This is a genomic window from Bacillus sp. JJ1609 (assembly GCF_036967045.1).
In the GTDB taxonomy this organism is placed as follows: Bacteria; Bacillota; Bacilli; order Bacillales; family Cytobacillaceae; genus Mesobacillus.
In genome coordinates this window covers 65,582-88,152 of the sequence record NZ_JBALSS010000006.1, presented here as the reverse complement: position 1 = coordinate 88,152, position 22,571 = coordinate 65,582, and the positions used below count along the sequence as shown (strand labels likewise).

Sequence of the window (22,571 nt, the reverse complement as noted above, 5' to 3'; positions counted from 1 at the left end):
TGGGCTTTAACAGAGCCAACGAAAAAGAGAAACTACAACGTATGTATTCTATTGAAGCAAAGGGAAGCAAAAGGACGTACCCTTTGCTTCTTTTGATGACTTATGTTCAGCACAAAAGTATTGAAATACGATGAAAGATTTTCTTAATAAAAAGAAGCATGAGGTACGTCCCCATGCTTCCTTGTGTTTCTGCATATTATTCCCGCCATACCAGACGTTCTTTTTCTTCTATCTGCTTTTCGAACGTTTCATCCCAGCGTTGGAGCAGGGTATTCCAGACACGCGCATAGAATTTGTCTTGTTCTTTATTGTAGAGTTGAAATTCGAGGCATGGGATGTGTTCAACTTTCTGCTGGTCAAAGCTGTTTACAGCAGCCACTACTGTTTGAAAGCCGTCTTCATCCTCACCATTTCCGCTCTCTGCGAGAACTTGCAGAATACGTTCCTTCTCTAAGATGTTCTGATGATTTCCATACCTGTAAAGCGACAGCTCTCCGTCAGTTTCAGGCAAAGGCTCGGTCATCTCTGGCCAAAACTCATCGTGAATCGGGCTGTATGAAAGCACTGCAGACTCTTCTGCCAATTCTTCTTCCATAATCCCTGCCTTTAGCTGCTCGTGCCCTCTCGATGTCAGTCTGTAGCTTCCTTTTTCCAGTGTGATCAAACCCGTGCGCTGCATTTTCTTCAGTAAATCTTCAATGAACAGCTCCTCGACCAGCAGCAGTTGAGATAAATTGGCTGCGCGATGGATTTGGGCCTTTTCAATAGCGAGCAGCATCATTTTCATGAGAATGTCCATTTTAGACCGTTTTACACGATTAAACGCCACAGTATAAATGGTCACCGGGAATTGCCAGATAACCGCTTTCTTGATTTGGACAGCTGGATTTTTAAGTAAATTCGCATGTAGCTGCTTTTCTAATTTATCCATTCATACTCACCTCTTCAAGGGTTCGCAATCCATCGTGCTTTTTGGCAGTTTCAAAAACGTGAGTATACATTTTTCTTGCATCCCTATGTTTCGTCCGCTCGGTGAACATCTTCGTGCTGCCAACCATCACAAGCAGCTCTCTTGCTCTCGACAATGCTACATTCAGCCTGCGATAGTCTTTGGCAAACCCGATATCATCCTGCTTATTATCGTGATTACGCACCATACTTAACAGAATCACATCCATCTCCATGCCCTGGAATCTGTCCACTGTCCCGGTGCGGATCGTTAAGTGGGGCAAATGCAACTCCTGTTGAAGCATGCGGTCGATCCTTTTCACTTGTTCTCCGTAAAAACTGATTACTCCAATGCTTTTTTTCTCATTGGTTTCCATTCTTCCAGCTCTCTTTGCCTCTGCCGTTGCATCATCCAATTCCTTCAGCAATTCGCCAATCCTTTTCAATTCAGCCGGGTTGTACAGGCTTTTTCCGCCTTTCATTCTTTCTTCGAAAAATAAAGGCTCGTTCGGCATATCGAGCCAAAGGAGATGATTGTTTCGCTGGATGAGCAGTGATGCCAGCTTGTGGTCCCGATCCAAATCGGAGTCGATTAAGCCACATTGGAGCCGTTCGTTTTCTTGCATATAAAATGGCGTTATGGTTTCCATAATGTTTTCATGCATCCGATATTGAATAGCAAGCATCGTTTTATTGTTTTTCGGCAAGTTTTTAAACAATCGCTCAAACAGCGACTCATTTAATAGCTTTTTAAGTTCCGCTTTTCCTTCAAAGTCTTCATTTTCTTCCGCCATTTCCTGCAGCGTTTCCTCCAGTGTATCGTTCCCCAAAAGAGGCGGCAGCTGATGATGGTCGCCGACCAGAATGATTTTTTTCCCTTTCAGCATCGGCAAAAGGAGCTCCGGCGGGGTTGCTTTTGATACTTCGTCAATAATGACAACGTCAAAAATTGGGTAACTTTCAATGAAATCTTTGCGGGCGGAGGCCACACATGTTGTTCCAATTACATTTGCATGCTTCACATAAAGCTTTCGGATTTCATTCAAGTCATGGTCATTTGCTTCTTTTAGCAATGACTGCCACATTCCCTGGACTGACTGGAACAGCGGTAGTCTCTGCTTTTCCTGTTTCAACGACTCCCGGGTAAAAGAAACGCTCGCCAGCTTCTTTAATACCTCTTCGTACTCCTTTTCGGGTTCTAAAGAAATGATTTCATGTAGTGGCTTTTGTTCAGCTTCTTTTTCTTTCATTATGCAGGAGAGATTTGCAAGACTGACTCCGATTTCGGTTTGTTTCTGCTTTGCTTGCTGCAGCTGAAGAGATTCTTGTTCCCGTTTTTGGCGATTCATTTTTAACCGGAGCTTGGCTTGCCCATATTGCTCTTTCTTGGTTTGCAGTTCAAACTCTTTGGCTTCCTTTTCATGAAGCAATTCCTTTGCATTGGGAATCATTACTGCTGTGACTATCTTTTGTGCGTGCTTGTTTTGGAGGAAAGTAAGCTTGGTAGTCTGTTCGTCCATCTCTCTCTGATACTTTTGTTGCATCATCTTGTTTTCATCGAGAATAGGCTGAAGCTGGCCAATCAGTTCCTGTTTCAAATGAAGAAGTGCTTCTTGTGCCAATTTTTTATCTGTATCATTCAGTTTTAGCATGTTCGCTTTTTGCCAAATGAAATGTCTCCGGCCATATAGCCACTTAAGAAATGTTTCAAGCCTGTTATGATGAATGGTTGGTTTTTCTTTTAACTCACTTCTCAGTTTCTCTAAAAATTGGTCAATTTCGTGAGCTGTCGTAACAACGGGAGGCATGTTTTTCAATTGTTCCTGAAGCTTGCAGTACCTCTCCTCCCCCAAAAGCTGTTCAAGATACGAAATCGCAGGATTTAATTTTTCATTATATTCCTTTAACTTATCCAGCTGATTGATTCTTTCGCGAAGGTGATCGAGCTTTGCGATCAATGACTGCACTTGTAGAGAGCGGGTCAGGTTTTGTTCCAGAATGATCCACTTTAAACTGTCGAATATTTTGGCGGCAATTATTCTTTCTGTTAGAGCCTCCGTCTGCTTCGCGGCCTCTTTCCATGTCTCCCATTCAGCAGAAACCTTGTCTATAGTTTGTTTTAGTTCATTTATTTCGTCTTCTAGCACCTGAAGGGCTACACTGTCTTGCAGCTGTATTATCTCTTGCTGGTTGGCTTCCAACTCTTTTGAGATCAATTCACTATCAGGCTCTTCGACCAGAAAAGTTTCGTCTTTAACAATGGTTTCATTTAACAAACGTAGGGACTGTTCGATTCTCTGTATAAGCTGCTGAACTACTTGCCCCTCCTGTTCAACCTCATGAATGTTCTTTTTATGTTCTTCAATAAATGACTGAACTTCGTTATACTGCTGCTGTGCTTTCTTCTTTGCTTCAAGCTCCGCTTCTATTCGTGCAAGCTGTTGCTGGAGCCACTCTTGTTCTTGTTCATTCGCAGCCCATTCCATTTCTATTTCGGTTTCCCGTTGGTTTCGAGCTTCGATTTGGCTGGAAACTTCCTGCAGCGTATGGTCTTTCCAATACTGTCCGACATTCTCCTCGATGAACTTTTTACCCTCTTCTTCTATGCTTTCCGTCCGCCCCACTCTGAGGATTCGGATATCCTTAGATGCCAGCAATCGGCCAAGCGCATTGTCGACCGCTAAATTCGACTGCGAAGCAACTAGAGTTCGCAGCCCCGCCTTCGCATTTTGCAGACAGATTTCAGAAATAACGGTTGTTTTTCCTGTTCCTGGCGGCCCTTGGATGACGTATAAGTCTTCAGCAGACATAGCGCCTTTGACAGCTGCCTGCTGGAACTCGTTCAATCGATTGTGAAACTGCAGCTTTGCCTGAGCTTTGACCTCTTTGACCGGCGGCTTATTTTCAAATAAAAGGCGTTCCAGTTCAGGATTCGCGGCCAAACCGTTTTCCAATTGCTTAAACCCTTGCCGAAGTCTTTTCAGCTGGCTTAAGGTTGCAAAATTGCTAAAGATGACTTCCTTAGGATGTACATCAAGCCGCTGCCTGCGGGCCTGTCCTTCCATATAACCGTGTATTTCTACCTCAACCGTAGAAGCCGAACGATTCGCTTTCAGAACTTTTCCTATCTCCTGGTCAATTCCCTTTAGCTTGACGCTCATATCCTTGAGTGACTTCCAATCCTTTTCATTCAGCTCACAGCCTGTTATTTTTACCCGACTGAAGTCATCATTGAATAAAAGTGTGGAATAGCGGGATGTTATATCAGGAATATCTGCGGACTGCTCCTGAATTTTCAGATAGCCTTCCCAACTCGCAATACGCTTTTTCACATACATAGAACTTTCCTGGGCAACCGGCATGTTGTGAATTAAGTTCAGTAACCCAAACGGTAACTGTCCGTTCCCTTGAACATTTAAGTCAAAAGTAAGATTTGCCGGTAGGCGCCAATTAGACGGCAATGGGATATGTGTCGGTCTCGTCGTTACATTGGTCGCAACAAATCCATCCTCTTTTACCAAACAATGTAAAACGACAACAAACCTATCGCATGTCTCTGCCAGTCTTTCGTTTCTTTCAATGTCAAAAAACAAGGCAGCAGAAACAAGACCATCTGCCGATTGCGGATACTTTTCTATATAAACATAAAACGATTTCTCCAATATAAAAAACGATCGCTCATCTAACCCAGCCTCTCGCATTTTACTCTTTGCCTTATTGGTCAAAGCTATCGGACAACGATATGCCTTATTTTGAGTATTGTTCATATATCCACCTGCTTTTTTAACAAAAAAAGTTTTGAAATGGTTAATTAATCTATAAGTATATACAGTTTTTTAACTAGGTTATTATAGCATAATGTTTTTGGGGTGAAAGTGTTCTACATAGTAAAAGACATTGCTTTTCATTCAGCAATGTCTTGGTTTCTTTATGTTCCAGGTAATTTATGGAGTAGTGGTACCACCTGAATTAACCGGTCTTGTTGTCCCCCATCTCGATGATTAAACTCCTATTCCCTATTAAGGAAGGAATCACATTCCCCCGGCGCGAGCTCTGGTTCATTGTTAGCAAAAACCATCATTGCTGGAATCAAAGTAGCTACGATTGCAAAAACCGATAACCTTTAATTAGCTTTTTCTCACATAAACACCCCAAAATTTTCTATAAAACTACATTTCTTTTAGCCTGAATGGAAATAGGCGAATTCCAGAATAATGTAAAAAATAGCACAACATTTCAGTTTTACACCGGACTAAAGTGAAGAATAGGGGTGTTTCTTGCGTATCATTCAAGAATCGAATCAATATGTGATATTCTCGCTACTAAAAGAGCCTTATCCATCATAGGATAAGGCTCTTTGGCTTATACCAATTCGATTTTCGCGACCGCCTCACAATGCGTTGAGTGTATGTGACAACATATGGGGTGCTGGTAAGTTTTCAAATGTTTTATGAACATGACCTCCGAGTACATCACTGCTAGGTTGTCACCGAACAAGTCCATCAAGCATCAACAAAATCGAAGTCTTCTATTCTCTGCAAGTGTACTTGCACGGAATCCCGATGAATACCTAAACATTGATCTGAAGTACTGGGTGCATTCGAGATGCACCAAGAAGCTAGCAACATAGTAAGATCATGGCGTAAACAGTTTCCAATTCCCTTCACTGACAACTTCGACCGCTCCGTCAATCACTTTAATGGCGGTTTGGTCATCAATTGCATACGCCGGCCCCTGCATCCCGGCGGCCCATCTCTCTGCAGCAGCCATTGTGTTATACGGCAGCATCTCGTGATCCAGATGCGGGAACATTGCAAAATCGACCATACTCAGCGTTTTATCACCACCGTTGGGTGGAGTCCAGCCAACAAAGAATTCACCGATGTTAGGTGCCATCACCATGCTCCCAGCACTCATTCCCACATAGACTGAACGCAGCGACGGCAAGAGGTCTGCCAGTCCGGACTGCCGCATCCAGTGGCACAGGTAGAGGGCGTCGCCTCCCGCCACCAGCAGGACGTCCGCCTCCCGTACCAGTGGCACCCAGCGGTCTTCACATATACTTGGCAGCGCTGTGAGCTCCAGTACGCCGACGGATTTCCAGCCCAGGTCTACCATAGGATTATCTTCATTCCCGCTGATGAACTCCCAAGCTTTGACGCCGGGGCCAACCCAGGGGTGTCCGTACATCGCGGTGGGGATGCATAGGGCGTTGGAGTCGGCGATCGGCTTGTCCAGAATGTCAACCAACGCGTCATGAATGCTTTTGTTATTGATGCCAGCAGATGTAAGCAGAAGTTTCATAACTCCACTCCTTGTCGTTGTGTGGTATTGACAGATTACACTTACCACGTGTTATTTTACTTAATATTCCGAAAATTGTAATTGTACACCTTTTAAGTATAACAAATTTCCGATAGATTCAACTGGTTCTTCAGTAGATTTTCAATATTATTTACTAATTCATTAATTTCAATTTCTTCATCATTCTTGGACTCTACCGAAATATAACCCTTCCCATTCGTGGGTTCTTTTAACAATTTCTAAATTCAATTTCTTTAATAAACTATCATTTGTTCCAAAGTTACAGTCATCAAGTGACAAGTTCTGCGTAAGAGTTAGACCCCTAAAGAAAAATCCCCCAAACTTTTTAGTCCGAGGGAATATAAAACACAATTAAATATTCAACTAAAACCTGCTAAACCCACTAATACCAAGCTATTTTAGCTCTATCAACGCGACCGCTTCCACATGCGTCGTCTGCGGAAACATATCAACAGGCTGAACCTCAACCGTCTTATACCCGCCATCCTCAAGGATCCGCAAATCCCTCGCTAAAGTAGCTGGATTGCACGACACATACACAACCTTCTTCGGTTTCATATCAATAATGGTCTGCAAAAGTGCTTCGTCGCAGCCTTTACGAGGGGGATCGACAACTAAAACGTCCGCGCTGTTGCCTTCTTTGTACCAGGCTGGGATAACGGTTTCGGCTTCACCGACTGCAAATTCTGCATTGGTGATGCCATTCAGCTCTGCATTTCTTTTTGCATCTTCAATCGCTTCTGGTACGATTTCGACTCCGAAAACCTTCTTCGCTTTTTGCGCTAGAAACAACGAAATCGTGCCGATCCCGCAATACGCATCGATGACGGATTCTTCGCCTGTCAGCTCTGCGTACTCTAGCGCTTTATCGTAGAGCACCTTCGTCTGCTCAGGGTTTACTTGGTAAAAGGAACGCGCAGAGATCGCGAACTTAATGTCGCCGATAAAATCATAGATGACCTCGCTGCCCCAGAGGACTTCTGTTTTGTCGCCCATGATCACATTCGTTTTCTTGGAGTTCACGTTGTGGACGATTGATTTTACCTTAGGGAGTCCCGCAATAATCTCCTCGACCAGCTTGTTCTTATGTGGAATGTCATTCGTTCTTGTGACAACGACGACCATTAATTCGCCAGTCTGCCTGCCGTAGCGGGCCATAATGTGGCGGAGCACACCTTTATGGGATTCCTCGTTATAAGGCTGAATCCCAAGTTCACTGGCGATTTCTTTTACCGCCTGGACAGCCTCATTAATCTCATTAAGGTGCAGGAGGCTCTCGTTCGTATCGACGATTTCGTGGCTGCGCGGCTTGAAGAAGCCTGCGATCAGCTTGCCGTCTTTCTCGCCAACCGGCACCTGCGCCTTATTTCGATAATGCCATGGATATTCCATTCCTAGAATTGGGTGAACCTTCACGTCTTCTAGCTTGCCAATCCGCGTCAAAACTTGCTTCACTTGATTTTCCTTATACTTCAGCTGGCCCTCATAGCTGATATGCTGCAGCTGGCAGCCGCCGTATTTATGGGCATCCTCTGCAGGGCACTCCACCCGGAAAGAACTCATTTCGAGTATCTCCATTAAGCGTCCAAAACCATAGCCTTTGTTCGCCTTGATGACTTTTATCTTTGCTTTCTCTCCTGGAAGTCCGCCTGGAACGAAAATCGGGTAGCCCTCAACCTTGGCCACACCCGCTCCGTCATGCGTCAAATCCTCAAATACTACATCTATATAATCGTTTTTTTGAACCGGTATCGTTTTGCTCATGTTTTCCGTCCTTTGCTGTGAATTAGCTAAGTCAGATTTTATCATAATGAAGGGCGGATTGCGAAAAGCTTATCTGGCTTCGACTTTCTTGGCTCGGCCCTGTTCCGGATAACTCTCCGCTACAGACCCCTCCAGCCAGAACACCACATGGTCGCCTTTTTGGAACCCATCCGATTTTTCATAGGTTACCCAGATGAGTTTGAGTCCGCCCTGGTCGATCAGAGCCTCGCTCGAAACATCTTTGATGTCATTATATTTTTCCTGGCTAATATCCTGAACCACCAGGATCCTTCCCTCTTTTTTCTCTAAAATAAATCCCTCTTTGGAATCAGAATTTTCCAGCTTGCCTGTACAGCCAATCACGATGACCGAAATCGCTACCAACAGCAGAAAAAAGAACTGCATCGCTTTCATCTCTATTTCCCCCTTTTCCAATTCGACGTTACGATGTAAAAAAAGTTACCCTCATCCCAGCCTAAAAGAGCCCATAAAAAAGAGCAGGAGAACTGTCCCCTGCACACCGACTGCTTCTATTCCACAGTAAATTCTTTCGTCACCTTGTATTTCGGCCCATCTTTTGGCGTCATCCATACGGTAAGAGTATATTCGCCCTTTTGGAGGGAAAGATCCTTCAGGTCAATGACATAGGTCAAAGTCTCTCCCTGCTTGATCTTCACTTCCCCTAAAGCCTGTAAAAAGGCCGCCGTACTAGAAAAAAGATAAACTTCCTGACCATCCATTGTCTTAACCGAATAATCATATCTCTGAGAGCTCGTAAATTTAAGGGTCACTTCTTGTTCCGTTTGATTTTTTACTTCATAATCAAAAATCAATGGACTTTGTTCGGTCATGCTTGCAGCCATCTCTCCTGCCACGATTCCTTGCCCTCCTCCACCAGTACCACTAACTGGTTCATCATTTGCTACCCTGTCCTCGGTCCCGCATCCCGAAACCAAAATTCCCAGCAGCAATAGTATGATCGATAACTTTTTCATCGCCCGCTCCTCCTGATGAGTTCATTAAAATTAACCTTCATTCTATTTGTCAGAGAAGTTGAGCGAAATGTTACATGAACCTTTAAATAAAAAGTTCCACTCATTCAAAAGTAGCAGGAGAACCATCCCCGAGTTTCCTTTAAAACTGAAACACGAGAACCGTCCCCATGTTCACCCAATGAGGATTTTTTCTTCGGCGTAGCGGAGGTTTGCGTCTTTTTTATGGATTGCCAGGGCAAATGCCATTGTAAGGGGCCCTACACGGCCGATGAACATCATGATGGTAATTAATATTTTGCCCCAGTCACTTAAATTCGGGGTTAAACCGGCACTGAGCCCTACGGTTCCGAACGCTGATACGGTTTCAAACGCAAGGAGATGCATTTCCGTTCCCTGCTCCGTCAGTGTGAGCAAAAAGAAAATAACGAAGATGAATAACATTCCAGAAACAGCAATGGATAAAGACCTGAATACGAGGGAACTCGGGATTCTCCGCCTGAAGATATTGATATCTTCCTTATTCGTCACAACGGCCCAAAGCGTTAACATCAAGATCGCAAAGGTGGTGACTTTGATTCCGCCTCCTGTTGATCCTGATGATGCACCGATAAACATAAAGCCCATCATCACGACCAGGGAACTTAACGTCATCTGGCTGATATCAATCGTGTTAAAGCCTGCAGTACGTGTGACTACCCCCTGGAAATAAGCCGCCCACCACTTATCTGCTGTTCCAAGACTTCCCAAAGTTGCCGGGTTATTATATTCCAGGGCAAAAATCAGGAGAGTACCGAGAACATTAAGCAATAAAGTGACCGTTACCGCTATTTTTGTATGAAGGGAAATTTTCATAAGATTTTTCTTTTCAAATATATCGGCTATAACAAAGAAACCGATTCCGCCCACAATAAATAATCCTGTAATCACAATATTCACAGTGGGATCCCCCACCCACTTCATTAAGTTATCTGGTTCGAGGCCAAATCCCGCATTATTAAAAGCTGATATGGAATGGAAAATTCCATAGTAGATGGCCTGGCCAACGCTCATTTCCTTTGACCAACGAATGGCCAGCACAGTTGCACCAATGGCTTCTACCGTTAAAGTTATGATAATGACTCGTTTAAGCAGCTGAATGATTCCCTGCAGTGAAAAAGCGTTCATTGACTCCTGAAGAAGCATTCTTTGTTTATAGCCAATTCTTCTTCCCATGACAATGAACATCAAGATCCCGCTGGTCATAAACCCCCAGCCACCCACTTGAATCAGCGCAAGCAGGACAATCTGCCCAAACAAAGTGAAGGTCGTTCCCGTATCGACAACAGCCAGTCCCGTAACACAGACGGCAGAAGTTGCCTCAAACAGCGCATCTACAAAGCTTAAATGATGCCGGTCCTTTGTTGCGGCAGGAATCATGAATAGCAAGGTGCCTATGATAATCAATGCTAGAAATCCGAGTAAAAGGATATGAGCGGGTTGTAAATTTACGATTCCTGGCCTTTTAATTTTCTGAAAAAAAGACATATCGTTCTCCTTGTATAATAAAGACGTTTATTTCAATTCATATTCCTTTATTATTTCACAAATCGTTGCAGCATAAACTTCAGCAGGTTTGCTTAGGTCCGTCACATTAATGCATGATGACCGAACCTTTCAATTAAAAACGGAACAGGAGAACCGTCCCCATGTTCTCTGATTCTCTCAATCCCCTAATCCCTCGTAATGTTTCCCAGCTTCATAATATTCGTCGTCTGGCACTCCGACTGAAACCTGGTTGATTTTATTCTCATTTACTGAATATAGATACACCCAGCCTTGTTCATTTCCAAATCGGACTTCTAATTGATACGGACCATATTGGCGGCCAATTCTCCTGTTGATTTCCCATTTCTCACCAGGGTACTTCTTTTCAAGATACTCATCCAACTGCTCGGTTTTGATTGCGACATGGTAGTCGATCCAGAATGGACGCACTGCGAAGAATGTGATTTCAGCGATTGCCAGGCTAAAAACGAGGATTAACCCTAACCGTCGATATTTCTTCCGAAAAATATAAACGAGAATAAGGAGTCCGATCACACTCCCCATTGCTATTAAAATTTCGATTATGGTAATTGGGTGCATCCTGACATCTCCCCGATCTCTTGCAGCGACAACTGCTAGTTTCAGATTTTCTAGCCTTACGTTAAGATTCTTCATGATTCAGATAATCCCTCTAATTATTAACTTTACATCGCTTAGGAATAATAACGCTATGACTGAACCTTTCAGTTAAAAATAGAACAGAAGAACCGTCCCCGTGCTTCCGTATTACAGCGCCCTATATCTTGATAATCTAAATTTTTCGATCAGGTACTGGACTCCATATAGCAGGTAGGCTTTATAGTGCAGGTATAGGAAAAATTGAAAATGGTTTAATCGGTTTAGGCTGATGATTTTTAGCCTTTTCAGTACATCAATGAACAGAAAAGCGAAAAGACCATCGGCGATTACATTAAGCAGCACAAACTTTTTAAAGTTTCCGTACGAAAGTTTCAGCAGCCACATGGAAAGCGGCATGTAAGGACCAACACTAAACGGAAGTTCATCCTTTATGAAGGATTTGCGCTTATCATAAAACTTCCACCACTTCCGCTTATGCCCATACAGATGATTGATGATTTCAAAAATCACAATAAACACGCCTGCAAAAGAATAACGTTTTATAATGCGCTTGCCTATAAATAACAACGATAACCACGGAATCATGGTAATCGCTAGATTAAATAAAAAGTGCCGCCTTGACGTCATGAACACTCCACCCACTTTAAGAATTCTACTCTTTTATTAAAAATAGCCAGTTTTTCTTAAAAAAACCGTAATTTGGGTGATATTTATTTTTAACGAATACAAAAAAGGCGGAACCTAAACAGTTCCACCTCTACTGGTTACTTCACTTGTTACTTCACTTTTTGCTTCGACATATATAAGAAAGCTTTTATCATAAAATAGCTGACTTCATCCGGCAGTAGTTCTTTAATCGGCTTCAGCTTGTCACGTCCTGCTTCTGCAACTGCTTTTTCAAGATCACCGATGTACTCCGCAGGAATCAGCAGCGAATAATCGACTTCCATTCCCTGCTGGATGCATTGGATCAGATGGTTCTCCACGGTGCTTTCCGCGAGCTCACGCTGTGAAGCAATCTGGCTTACAGACAGTTTTTCCTGATGCAGCTTGTACGTTTCGAGATGAGAGTCGCCTACGGTTTTCTTCCTCGCTGACTTAGGTGGTTCTGCAACAGCATTCAGCACTGGCTGTCGCTCCGGGTTCTCCTCGCAAAACTCTATGATTCTCTCGATAAATGGCGCTCCGTACTTCGTCAGCTTGTGCTCACCGACTCCGCTGACCTTAAGGAACTCATCATCTGTTAAAGGCAGCTTCAGGCACATGTCCTTCAAAGCTGAATCCGAGAAAATCACAAATGGCGGCACCTTTTCCTTTTCCGCCACCGTCTTCCTCAGGGCCCGCAGCTCCTCGAACAATGGATCATCATTTGAAACCTGCTTGATTTGGACCGCTTCTTTACGGAACACCTGAGTTTTGCCTAAAAGAACTTCTTTCCCCTTCGCTGGCACAAAGATGGTTGGAAACGAACCATGCTCGACGCCAATCAGCTCCTGGGAAATCAGAAATTCAATCAGGTCATTCACCTGCTTGGCGTTCCGATCCTTCATCAAGCCATATGTCGGCAGTTTATCAAGACGGAACTCGATGACTTTTTTATTTTTCGAACCAGTCAGAACGTTCGCGGTCATCGCCTTCCCGAATTTCTGGCCCATCCGGATGATGCAGCTCAGCACCATCTGGGCATCCTTCGTGACATCCTGCGTTTCGCGGGCATCCGTACAGTTGCCACAGCGGCTGCACGGAGTCGTTTCCGTTTCGCCAAAATAATGAAGAATGTAAGACTGCAGGCATTCCTCGGTATGGCAGTAGCCGACCATCTGCTGCAACTTTTCAAGCTCAGGAGCAATCCGCTCGCGATCTGCTGATTGATCAATCAGGAAGCGCTGAACCTGAACATCCTGCGACGAATAAAGCACGATACATTCACTGTCCAGCCCGTCACGCCCGGCACGGCCGGCCTCCTGGTAATAGCTCTCCATATTCTTCGGCAGCTGGAAGTGGATCACGTACCTGATGTTGCTTTTATCGATACCCATTCCGAATGCCGAGGTCGCGACCATTACCGTTGCTTCATCCTGTAAAAATCGCTCCTGCTCGTTGTTCCGGTCCTCATCATTCATACCTGCATGATAGCGGGCTGCATTAATACCTTCTTTTTTCAGCCACTCATAAAGCTGGTCGACATTCTTCCTTGTCGCCGTATAGATAATGCCAGCTTCCTTTTCGTTCTTTTTTACAAATTCTTTCATAAACGCTTGTCGGTCCTGGCCTTTAATGACCGAGAAGCTTAAGTTTGTCCGTTCAAACCCTGTAATGACCGTGTTCTCAGGGTTTATTTTTAGCGAGGCACAGATGTCCTCCCTAACCTTTGGTGTAGCCGTTGCCGTTAAGGCGAGCACGATTGGCTGCTTTGGCAGACGGTCAGCAAGACTTGAGATGTGCAAATAGCTCGGCCGGAAATCATGGCCCCACTGCGAAATACAGTGCGCTTCGTCGACTGCAATCAACGGGATATCCATGTCCTGAAGATCGTCCATGAACTCCCATGAACCCAGACGTTCAGGTGCAATGTACAATAGCTTGTACTTTCCTCGGCGCGCATCGTCCATCCTTGCAGCAGCTTCGCCTGCAGTCAGCGAGCTGTTGATATAGGTCGCTGGAATGCCATGCTGTACAAGCGTGTCGACCTGGTCCTTCATCAAAGAGATGAGAGGTGAAATGACAATCGTCGTCCCTGGCAGCACGAGGGCAGGAATTTGATAGACAATCGATTTACCGCCGCCAGTAGGCATGACGCAAACCGTATTTTTTCCGTCAAGTACAGAACTAATTGCCTGTTCCTGACCATGGCGAAATGAAGAATAACCAAAATGATTTTGCAATAACTCACGGGCTTTTTGAAGCATGATAGGCGGGCTCCTTTCAATGTAAAATTCGGTTGGTTTGAGGAGATTTCGAGAGGAACTAAGGGGTGGAGTAACTATTTCATTGTACCAGATACGGCTATAAATCCCAATGGAAAACGCATTAAAATAGAAGCAGAGGGACATACCCTTTGCTTCTTTACAGTAGGATTCAGTGCCCTAGTATTATAGGTTCCGATAAAGCTTCTATAAAAAAATGGAAGCATAAGGTACGTCCCCATGCTTCACCTTTTATCAATTTAATCTTTCTTCAATTTCCAGTGTCGGGAAATAATCGCCAAAATCATTCGTTTCCTTCTCATTACGATTCATTCTAATAGTCCCTACATTAGCATATGTAATAGTCAGTATTTGCCAGCCTTCATGGTATAGTAATTCATCTGATAATTGACTGTATGCGTTAACTGCCAAATCCTTTGCAGGAAATAGTTCACTGGGAGCTAACACAACAGTTGCTTTTATCTCTCCATTTTCAAAAGAAAAGTCATTTAAATTTTCATTTTCTCCAACAGAATAATCCTCAACAATTTCTTTCACTTTTTCAGCTGTAATTGGCTGTTGTGATTGTGCAGCTTCTGCTTCTGCGGCTGCTTTTGCATCCGCTTCCCCTTTAGCTTTAGCCGCTGCCTCTGCTTCTTGTTTTGCTTTTTCATCCGCTAAACGTTTCTCTTCGGCGGCCTTAGCTTCAGCTTCTTTTCGTTTCCGCTCATCTTCTTGTATCTTAAACCACGGAGCTGCTTCATCTACTTTCGCTTGTAAACCTTTGTTTTTGGTTTCTAGGCTTGCTACTGTTTCTGTTTTCGTATTCAGCTGTTTCTCTAATTCATCCACCTTAGCATTCGCACTATCCATTTGCACTTGTGAAGGACCACCAGCCGCTCCAATACTAAGAGCAATCAATGCTGTTAATATATACTTCCATCTCTTTTTTAAAAACCCTAATACATCTTTCAATTTGTAACTCCCCCTAAAGTATTTTCTATGAAGCTAGACCAAATCATTTTACCAGAATAATATCAAAACAGAACTAGCCTTTTTTCCAATTATCCAATGGAGAATAAATCCTCATTCTCAACAACTGTATCTGGACTTCTGAAGGATAGGGGGTTCTGAATCCAAAGGAGATTGAAAAATCCTTCTTCAACTTCCCGGTATCATAATAGTAGAGCCCATTAAAAAAGTACATTAATCATTCTCCGATCAATGCACCTTTGGTTTGTTGGATATGGGGACGTACCCTTCGCTTCTTTTAGAGTAATGTTCAGCATCATAGTATTATAGGATCCGATGAAGCTTCTAAAAAAAAATGAAGCATAAGGTACGTCCCCATGCTTCTTCAGAAATGCTATTTATTAAGTAAATTATTTCTTTCCAAAAACGCTTTTGCCACCCTGTTTGCTTTTTTCTTCTCTACTGCGACTTCATAATTCATTTTTCTCATTTCATCATCTGTAATCTTATCGGCTAGTTTATTCAAAATGGATCTTAACTCTGGATATTTTTCTAAAGTCTCTTTCTTTAATAAGGGTGCTCCTTGGTACGGAGGGAATAAATTCTTGTCATCTTCTAATACGACCAGTTTATTCCTTTGGATCTCGCTATCTGTTGAGTATGCATCTACTATATTTATATCTCCTTTTTTAATAGCAGCGTACCTTAATTCTGGTTGCATGATATTTACCTTAGAGAATTGGATTCCGTAGAGTTTTTGAATCCCCAGATACCCGTCTTGACGTTCTGGAAATTCAGGCGTAAAGCCAGCCTTTATACTTCCTTCTATTGGTTTTAAATCTGAAATGGTCTTTAGGTCATACTTCTTTGCTAGAGAAGAAGGAATTGCTAAAGCATAAGTGTTATTAAATTTCATTGGATTAAGCAAAACTAAATTCAATTTGCTTAATAATCCTTCTTTGGCTTGTTCGTATACTTCATTTCGATCCGTGCTTTTTGGTTGTTCTTTTAAAAATTCTATTATTGCTGTCCCCGTGAATTCAGGATAAATATCTATGTTTCCAGATGTTAAAGCATTGTAGACAAACATTGTTCCCCCCATATTTGGCTTAAGGTCAACAGTAAGGGAAGTATTTTGTTCTATTAATAGTTTATACATATTCATTAAGATTTCTGGTTCAGAACCCATTTTACCGCCTATGATAATATCCGCTTTTTTTGGTTGGTTTAAAGTTGACACTGTTATGACTAAAAACATTGCAATAATGACAGATGCAACCGAGATCACCGATTTCTTAAAAGGTAATTTCTCCATTCTTCTTAGTAAGAAGTCGAAAAATAAAGCTAATAGTGCTGCTGTAATCGCTCCGAGTAAAATTACATTGGTATCATTGCGGTTAATACCAACGATAATTAAATCTCCTAATCCACCCGCTCCAATTAGGGAAGCGATAGTAGTTGTCCCAATAATCAGAACCATTGCTGTTCTTATACCAGCCATAATAACTGGCATAGCAAGAGGAAGCTCTACTTTGAAAAGCAATCTTCGATTATTCATACCTAACCCTTTAGCAGCTTCGATTAGATTGGGGTCAACTTCTTTTATTCCCGTATATATGTTTCTTAGTATGGGAAGTAAAGCATAAATGACCAGAGCAATAATGGCAGGTATTGTTCCGATACCAACAAGTGGTATAAGGAGACCTAATAGTGCTAATGACGGAATTGTTTGAAATACAGCCGTTATTCCAATTACATACTCAGCCAATTTTTTGTTTCTTGTAAGGTAAATTCCAAGCGGAATTGCAATGAACAAAGCAAAAAAGAGTGCAACAAATGATATTTCAATATGCTTTAATAGACCATTTAACAAATCCTCTTTTCTTGTTAAAAAGGTATGATAAAAATTGTTCACTCTTTTTCACCTTCTTTCATGTTATTTAGCAGATTCTGTATCAGGCTCTGTCTATTTAAATAACCGATTATTTTCCCGTCTATTTCAACACCTATCTGGTCTTGTTTTGACAATGCTTCTAAGGTTTCATGAAGTGAACTTTTTATCGGTATAATGGGCATTCTTTCTATATCAAAATTTTCATCGTGGGTTTGAGAGAGAACTTTTTCTAGGTTAAAATCAAAATTTTTATGATCCACATCCCCAATAAATTCTTTGACGAAATCATTTTTGGGATGATAGATCAATTCTTTCGGAGTGCCGACTTGCACAATTTCTCCCTCTTTCATAATACAAATACGATCTCCTAATTTAAGAGCTTCTTGCATATCATGAGTGACGAAAACGATGGTTTTCTTAATTGTTTTTTGTAAATTTAAAATATCGTCTTGTAGTTTCTCTCTACTTATAGGATCAAGGGCACTAAAAGGTTCATCCATAAGAATAATTTCTGGATTGGCTGCTAATGCTCTTACAACTCCTATTCTTTGCTGCTGCCCGCCAGATAACTCACTGGGCTTTCTGTGTTTATATGTGACAGGGTCTAATCCAACCATTTTTAGCAACTCGTCTACTCTACTAGCGATTTTCTCTTTATTCCACTTTTTCATTTCGGGAACAACAGCTATATTTTCTTCAATGGTCATATGAGGAAATAGGGCAATATGCTGAAGTACATATCCTACATTCCACCGAAGCTCATGAATATCATAGTCACTTATTTTTTTCCCATTAATGGATATGGTTCCATCCGTTATGTCTATTAAACGATTAATCATTTTTAGAGTCGTGGTTTTACCACTGCCGCTAGGCCCAATGAGAACAAAAAATTCACCTTTATTGATGGTAAGGTTCAATGACTTAACGGCGGCAGTACCATCATTAAACTGTTTAGATACATTTTCAAATCGAATCATTTTTAGACTCCTTATATTTTTTATGGGTTAACAACGACAATTTTCCCGTTCGCAGTGTTACTTTCCATTAGGAGGTGAGCCTGACTAATTTCATCTAATGTAAACACCTTTGCTACAGGTACTTCAATCTGAAATTGGTTGATATGATGAAATAAATCGAAAAGCAATTTCTCTTTAAAATTTGCCCCGCTGTCAAACTGAGTAAAATACGATCCAGAAGGAATATCCACCATAGGTTCAAAATTCTCCAACACCCATTCGCCTCCTAATATTCCCGTCATGCATAGGATCCCTTTTTCAGCGAGCATTCCCAGCGAATTTTTCAAAGTGATCGTTCCCACTAGTTCCAATATTTTATTTACCCCTTGTGGGAAAATGGAATGGAGTTGTTTTTGTATATTTTCCTTATCTAATAATACATAATCAGCACCTTGTTGTTTTAATAATTCTATTTTGCTTCTAGTGCGAGAGGTGGAAATAACCGTTACTCCAATACTTTTTGCAAGCTGCAATGCTGCTAATCCTACCGAGCTGGTACCTCCACGTATCAGAAGGGTGTCTTCACTTTTTAGCATTAGCACGTCAAATAACGATGCATAGGCTGTATAATACATTTCTGGAATTGCGGACAACTTTACCCAGTCCATCTCATTGCCTATCGGATAAACCTGAGTGGAAGGAATAAGGGCATACTCCGCATAACTGCCATCGAATTCACGCCCAAGACCGCCCATTAAAGAGACCACTCTTTGTCCTTTTTGAAAAGAACTATCAGAAGGATCTGCCATTTCTCCGACACACTCTATACCTATAATTCGGGGCAATTTCACAGATGGGGATTCTCCACGTCTTGTAAAAATCTCTGAACGATTTATTCCAAATGCCATTATTTTCACCAGCACCCAGCCAGGCTTCACGTTAGGAATTGGCACTTCCCTTACTGCTAATTCCTGTGCGGTACATGGCTTTTCCAAAACAACTGCTTTCATTTTAAGTGGCCTCCTTTACTAAAATCCTGGCGTTGAAAAGTTTTTAGGTATTCGTTGTAATCATCGATACTAAAGACATTAAAGATAATTTTTTCAAAATGATTGGGATGTGTATTTAACCATTCATCAACTGTCCTGACCGCAATGCTGGCAGCCTCTGATTTTGGAAAACCAAACACACCCGTTGAAATCGCACAAAAAGCGATTGTTTTTATTTCTTCTATTTCATTTGCAAGGTCCAAACAGGAAATATAACAGGTAGCTAATTCCGATTTTGGTTTTTCTGTTAATTCTGTTCCTTTTGACACGATGGGACCAACTGTATAGAGAACAAATTTTGCTGGCAGATTATAGCCTCTTGTTATTTTAGCACCGCCAGTTTCCTCTAAACCTCCTTGGATAGAAATGATTGTTTTACAGTCTTCCCTAAGCTGTGGACCTGCAGCGGAGTGAATTGCGTTATCAATACAAGCATGTGACGGTTGAAAGCACCCAAGCATATACTTATTTGCGGCATTTACTATTACATCTGCCTTTAATTGTGTAAGATCACCTTGCCATAAAATAAATTGATCTGAATGGTTAAACGGGTTATCAGGAACTATATCTGAAACCGTTCCAAGTTGCTTAACTTCCACAATACCTTTTTCCTTTCGTTCTGTTTGTAAAAGGGAATCTAATTTTTCTAGAAAAGCTAAATTAAGAGGATTTGGTTCTCTGACAGTTAATAACCCTTTCAATAGGTTTCGTTTGCCATCATAATGACGTGGGATATCAACCTTTCTTAGTTCATCATTTTCTTTTAATAGTATCTCTATTAACTCGTTTATCATTTCATCTATATGATTTAAAGAAAGCAAAGAAGATGTGTACTCATTTTCTAATTGAATGAGAGAAGAATATTCCGCTAGTTCCAATTGGTGATGTAGTTAATATTCCACCGAACGTTAAACATTGGCATGGAGCCACAAAAGACAGCTGGTTTGTACATTTAGCCCTTACACCAGGAGAAACCGATTGGTTAGAAGCAGTCAATGATGAAACGTATAATCAATTATAATTTGAAATGAAGCAGAGGGAAGTTCCCTTTGCTTCTTTTAGAGTTAAGTTCAGTGTCATAGTATTATAGATGAAAGCTTCTATTAAAAATGGAAGCATAAGATACGTCCCCATGCTTCCTTTAGTACAATTTTTCACAATCTTAGGTTTTGAAGTGAATGAGACCTTAGAGCGATAACCAGTTATTTTTACCTTTCTAGGCTATTATTTTTCAACTTAGACACAATTGCTATCAACAAAAAAACTATAGTAATCGTAAGAGAAAGAATTGTTCCTAGAAAGCTAAAAATCGCAATTGAAGTGACCGTATCCATATCACTCGTCTTTTCCGATAAAGATCCTGTTACCTGCCAAGTTATTAAGCAAATAATAAATAAAACAAATGACGTTAGTAGGTATTTATTTTTCATAATTCCCTCTCCATTTAGGTATACCCTTCTAATTTCACCATAAATATACATTTCATTGTTTCACTAACCTGCCTCGGTATCTTAATAAGCATTCCAACAAAAAGCATTAACCTTCCATCCTTCATTGATCAACGCACTCTTGGGCTAATTCTTTATATTGGCAAGAAACTCGCCAACGTTAACTCCCAGATGGTAGAATCCAAACCAAATCCATATTGTTAACCCAACTGCTGTAAGGACTGGATGCTTTTCCATTAGTCTTTTCAGTTCTTTTGAAAAATCGACCATCTCATTAGCTCCTTATTTATGTATTGGGCGGTAATTAGATTGGCAAAATTTAATTCATCACCCATTATAGTAAAAAATTTACAAGTTAGTTTTTTTATAGTATATCGTTTTTGATATTGCTATTGATTCCATTTGGACGTCAATCACCATGAGTGCCTTCATCAGCTAAATCCCCCTTTACTTTTTCGCTTTCCATTCCTCCGCCAAAACGCCATACACCACATGATCTACAAAATGATCATAGAGCCATTCCGCCTGCCTGATTCTGCCTTCCTCCACAAATCCCAAACGTTCAGGAATGCTTCTGCTTTTCTTATTCTCTACAGCCGCCCTGATTTCAACTTTATTGAGATCGAGGTGCTCAAACGCGTAATCAGTCAGCGCTTTGGCCACCCTCGTCATGATTCCATTGCCCTGGTATTCGTGCCCAAGCCAATAACCTATGTAGGCGGTCTTGTTTGACCAATTAAGGCTGTTGAAGCCTGCTGTACCGACGATTTCACCCTTGTATAAAATTAGAGTCGTGATACTTTTATTTTCAGCGTATCCTTTCAAAGTACCTGCAATGAATTCCTTGGAATCCTCAACCTTCATCGAAAAATCCAGCCATGGCAGCCACTCCCTCAAGTACTCCCTTGAACGATCGATCAATTCAAAAACCCTCTCAGCATCCTGCAATTCAATTAATTTCAAAGATAATTCTTCATCGATTTTATGTAAAAACATATTCTCTCCCCTAGCGTTGAAGCAGAGGGACGTACCCTTTGCTTCTTTTAAAGTAAAGTTCAGCGTCATAGTTTAATAGGATCCTGTGACATCTTCTATTTAAATGGAAGCATAAGATACGTCCCCATGCTTCCTTTTATACTGTCATTTTTCATCCTCATCAATCTTTTTCCCCCATTCAAAACCAGACTTACCCAAATAATAGAGGACTCCCGCGGATAATAATACAGATAATATTGCTATTATAACTCCCATTTTAACCTCCTTATTGCCCCGTCTGTTTATTAAGAAAGCTGCCTGGGTTGGCAGCTGGTTCGCTTTAATCTATAGATGTATAACCATAATCGAAACGATCAGACCACCATAAATAATTAGAAATAGAACTGCACAAATCAAAAAAGCCGGTAGCTTGATAAGCATTCCAACAGAAAAGCGTTAACCCTTCATCGCAACGCACTCTTGGGTTAATTCTTTATATTTGCAATAAACTCCCCAACGTTACCTCCCAGACGGTAGGATGCATACCAAATCCATAATGTTAACCCCACTGCTGTAAGGACTGGATGCTTTTCCATTAGTCTTTTCAGTTCTTTTGAAAAATCGACCATCTTATCAGCTCCTTATTTATGTATTAGGCTGTCATTTGCCCTTATTATCTTTTGCTAAGATTAGATAAGCCCCTGCTATTACTATTGCACCAAGTACAATGTAAGTGCTGGTTTCTAAACCACCGCCCCAAGCGAGTGTATTGAGTGGATCCTTTTGATGGGCTGCTGCCATTATTATCGAATCTGAAATGGAATTCAGACCATAAAGGATAAGTCCAGTAAGTATTGCCTGTACCACAATAAAAATCCCTAGCAATTCTTTCATTATTACTCTCCCTTACTATTTAAAACTTCTCAACCTATCGATTCTCCATCCCTCATTCAAATTCCTCCTTTTTCCATTTAACTACTTTGGTTCAGCAAGGAAGCAGAGGGACGTACACTTCGCATCTTTTAGAGTAAAGTTCAGCGTTAGTAGTATAGGATCGCTGAAAGCTTCAATAATAAAAGGAAGCATAAGATACGTCCCCATGCTTCCTTCATTTTTACAGATTTTTGCTTTGTTGAAGTAGTTTGGATTTTCCTGTTCGTTCCCACGCTTCTACTG

At 41.5% G+C, this 22,571-nt stretch carries 19 protein-coding genes and 1 pseudogene; 1 reads left to right on the top strand and 19 read right to left on the bottom strand.

Annotated features, from left to right (window positions below; translation table 11 throughout):
* Window positions 1-196: 196 nt before the first annotated feature.
* From V7654_RS05040 to V7654_RS04970, 15 genes are all read right to left on the bottom strand, one after another.
* The gene (locus V7654_RS05040; RefSeq protein WP_335428990.1) at window positions 197-931 is read right to left on the bottom strand and encodes a hypothetical protein; all 735 of its coding nucleotides are present in this window, start codon (window positions 929-931) and stop codon (window positions 197-199) included.
* Window positions 924-4,610: a DEAD/DEAH box helicase gene (locus V7654_RS05035; protein WP_335428989.1), complete on the bottom strand. Its 3,687-nt coding sequence runs from the start codon at window positions 4,608-4,610 to the stop codon at window positions 924-926. The genes V7654_RS05040 and V7654_RS05035 overlap by 8 nt, the downstream gene beginning before the upstream one ends.
* 973 nt (window positions 4,611-5,583) lie before the next feature.
* Window positions 5,584-6,252 (bottom strand): Type 1 glutamine amidotransferase-like domain-containing protein, encoded by a 669-nt coding sequence (locus tag V7654_RS05030; protein ID WP_335428988.1) that lies wholly within the window; start codon window positions 6,250-6,252, stop codon window positions 5,584-5,586.
* A gap of 414 nt (window positions 6,253-6,666) precedes the next feature.
* Window positions 6,667-8,037 (bottom strand): 23S rRNA (uracil(1939)-C(5))-methyltransferase RlmD, encoded by a 1,371-nt coding sequence (rlmD, locus tag V7654_RS05025; RefSeq protein WP_335428987.1) that lies wholly within the window; start codon window positions 8,035-8,037, stop codon window positions 6,667-6,669.
* 69 nt (window positions 8,038-8,106) lie between these two features.
* Complete coding sequence (locus V7654_RS05020) at window positions 8,107-8,451, bottom strand: DUF3221 domain-containing protein (RefSeq protein WP_335428986.1); 345 nt, start codon at window positions 8,449-8,451, stop codon at window positions 8,107-8,109.
* 116 nt (window positions 8,452-8,567) lie between these two features.
* The gene (locus V7654_RS05015; protein WP_335428983.1) at window positions 8,568-9,032 is read right to left on the bottom strand and encodes a BsuPI-related putative proteinase inhibitor; all 465 of its coding nucleotides are present in this window, start codon (window positions 9,030-9,032) and stop codon (window positions 8,568-8,570) included.
* Between the two features lie 171 nt (window positions 9,033-9,203).
* Entirely contained in the window at window positions 9,204-10,556 is a 1,353-nt protein-coding gene (locus V7654_RS05010; protein WP_335428981.1) for a TrkH family potassium uptake protein, read from the bottom strand.
* A 177-nt stretch (window positions 10,557-10,733) separates the two neighbouring features.
* Window positions 10,734-11,231 carry a hypothetical protein gene (locus V7654_RS05005; RefSeq protein ID WP_335428979.1) on the bottom strand — a complete coding sequence of 166 codons (498 nt, stop codon included), beginning with the start codon at window positions 11,229-11,231 and terminating at the stop codon, window positions 10,734-10,736.
* A 111-nt stretch (window positions 11,232-11,342) separates the two neighbouring features.
* Window positions 11,343-11,822 carry a hypothetical protein gene (locus tag V7654_RS05000; RefSeq protein WP_335428977.1) on the bottom strand — a complete coding sequence of 160 codons (480 nt, stop codon included), beginning with the start codon at window positions 11,820-11,822 and terminating at the stop codon, window positions 11,343-11,345.
* A gap of 149 nt (window positions 11,823-11,971) precedes the next feature.
* Window positions 11,972-14,104 (bottom strand): DNA helicase RecQ, encoded by a 2,133-nt coding sequence (gene recQ / locus V7654_RS04995; RefSeq protein WP_335428974.1) that lies wholly within the window; start codon window positions 14,102-14,104, stop codon window positions 11,972-11,974.
* A gap of 252 nt (window positions 14,105-14,356) precedes the next feature.
* Window positions 14,357-15,076, bottom strand: coding sequence for a hypothetical protein (locus tag V7654_RS04990; RefSeq protein ID WP_335428972.1), 720 nt, complete (start codon window positions 15,074-15,076; stop codon window positions 14,357-14,359).
* Window positions 15,077-15,467: 391 nt separating this feature from the next.
* Entirely contained in the window at window positions 15,468-16,988 is a 1,521-nt protein-coding gene (locus tag V7654_RS04985; protein ID WP_335428970.1) for an ABC transporter permease/substrate-binding protein, read from the bottom strand.
* The gene (locus V7654_RS04980) at window positions 16,985-17,944 is read right to left on the bottom strand and encodes an ABC transporter ATP-binding protein (RefSeq protein ID WP_335428967.1); all 960 of its coding nucleotides are present in this window, start codon (window positions 17,942-17,944) and stop codon (window positions 16,985-16,987) included. The genes V7654_RS04985 and V7654_RS04980 overlap by 4 nt, the downstream gene beginning before the upstream one ends.
* A 20-nt stretch (window positions 17,945-17,964) precedes the next feature.
* Window positions 17,965-18,933, bottom strand: a complete 969-nt coding sequence (locus tag V7654_RS04975) for a zinc-binding alcohol dehydrogenase family protein (protein ID WP_335428966.1) — start codon at window positions 18,931-18,933, stop codon at window positions 17,965-17,967.
* The gene (locus tag V7654_RS04970) at window positions 18,930-19,850 is read right to left on the bottom strand and encodes a protein-ADP-ribose hydrolase (RefSeq protein ID WP_335428964.1); all 921 of its coding nucleotides are present in this window, start codon (window positions 19,848-19,850) and stop codon (window positions 18,930-18,932) included. Before V7654_RS04970 ends, V7654_RS04975 begins: the two co-directional genes overlap by 4 nt.
* Between V7654_RS04970 and V7654_RS04965 the strand changes: the two are divergent.
* Window positions 19,847-19,993, top strand: a pseudogene (locus V7654_RS04965) (cupin domain-containing protein); the annotation flags it as partial. The gene V7654_RS04970 and the pseudogene V7654_RS04965 sit on opposite strands and share 4 nt — an antisense overlap.
* Before the next feature lie 553 nt (window positions 19,994-20,546).
* Here V7654_RS04965 and V7654_RS04960 read toward each other — a convergent pair.
* The 4 genes from V7654_RS04960 to V7654_RS04945 form a co-directional block, all read right to left on the bottom strand.
* On the bottom strand, window positions 20,547-20,690 hold the full coding sequence (locus tag V7654_RS04960; RefSeq protein ID WP_335428963.1) for a hypothetical protein: 144 nt from the start codon (window positions 20,688-20,690) through the stop codon (window positions 20,547-20,549).
* Between the two features lie 177 nt (window positions 20,691-20,867).
* Complete coding sequence (locus tag V7654_RS04955; RefSeq protein WP_335428962.1) at window positions 20,868-21,416, bottom strand: GNAT family N-acetyltransferase; 549 nt, start codon at window positions 21,414-21,416, stop codon at window positions 20,868-20,870.
* A gap of 464 nt (window positions 21,417-21,880) precedes the next feature.
* Window positions 21,881-22,024 carry a hypothetical protein gene (locus tag V7654_RS04950; RefSeq protein ID WP_335428959.1) on the bottom strand — a complete coding sequence of 48 codons (144 nt, stop codon included), beginning with the start codon at window positions 22,022-22,024 and terminating at the stop codon, window positions 21,881-21,883.
* Between the two features lie 31 nt (window positions 22,025-22,055).
* Window positions 22,056-22,289 (bottom strand): hypothetical protein, encoded by a 234-nt coding sequence (locus V7654_RS04945; RefSeq protein ID WP_335428957.1) that lies wholly within the window; start codon window positions 22,287-22,289, stop codon window positions 22,056-22,058.
* Between the last annotated feature and the right edge of the window lie 282 nt (window positions 22,290-22,571).

Coding starts and splice junctions, on each gene's coding strand:
- V7654_RS05040 (WP_335428990.1), bottom strand. CDS start 931: ATGGATAAATTAGAAAAGCAGCTACATGCGAATTTACTTAAAAATCCA.
- V7654_RS05030 (WP_335428988.1), bottom strand. CDS start 6,252: ATGAAACTTCTGCTTACATCTGCTGGCATCAATAACAAAAGCATTCAT.
- rlmD (WP_335428987.1), bottom strand. CDS start 8,037: ATGAGCAAAACGATACCGGTTCAAAAAAACGATTATATAGATGTAGTA.
- V7654_RS05020 (WP_335428986.1), bottom strand. CDS start 8,451: ATGAAAGCGATGCAGTTCTTTTTTCTGCTGTTGGTAGCGATTTCGGTC.
- V7654_RS05015 (WP_335428983.1), bottom strand. CDS start 9,032: ATGAAAAAGTTATCGATCATACTATTGCTGCTGGGAATTTTGGTTTCG.
- V7654_RS05010 (WP_335428981.1), bottom strand. CDS start 10,556: ATGTCTTTTTTTCAGAAAATTAAAAGGCCAGGAATCGTAAATTTACAA.
- V7654_RS05005 (WP_335428979.1), bottom strand. CDS start 11,231: ATGAAGAATCTTAACGTAAGGCTAGAAAATCTGAAACTAGCAGTTGTC.
- V7654_RS05000 (WP_335428977.1), bottom strand. CDS start 11,822: ATGACGTCAAGGCGGCACTTTTTATTTAATCTAGCGATTACCATGATT.
- recQ (WP_335428974.1), bottom strand. CDS start 14,104: ATGCTTCAAAAAGCCCGTGAGTTATTGCAAAATCATTTTGGTTATTCT.
- V7654_RS04980 (WP_335428967.1), bottom strand. CDS start 17,944: ATGATTCGATTTGAAAATGTATCTAAACAGTTTAATGATGGTACTGCC.
- V7654_RS04975 (WP_335428966.1), bottom strand. CDS start 18,933: ATGAAAGCAGTTGTTTTGGAAAAGCCATGTACCGCACAGGAATTAGCA.
- V7654_RS04960 (WP_335428963.1), bottom strand. CDS start 20,690: ATGGTCGATTTTTCAAAAGAACTGAAAAGACTAATGGAAAAGCATCCA.
- V7654_RS04955 (WP_335428962.1), bottom strand. CDS start 21,416: ATGTTTTTACATAAAATCGATGAAGAATTATCTTTGAAATTAATTGAA.
- V7654_RS04950 (WP_335428959.1), bottom strand. CDS start 22,024: ATGGTCGATTTTTCAAAAGAACTGAAAAGACTAATGGAAAAGCATCCA.
- V7654_RS04945 (WP_335428957.1), bottom strand. CDS start 22,289: ATGAAAGAATTGCTAGGGATTTTTATTGTGGTACAGGCAATACTTACT.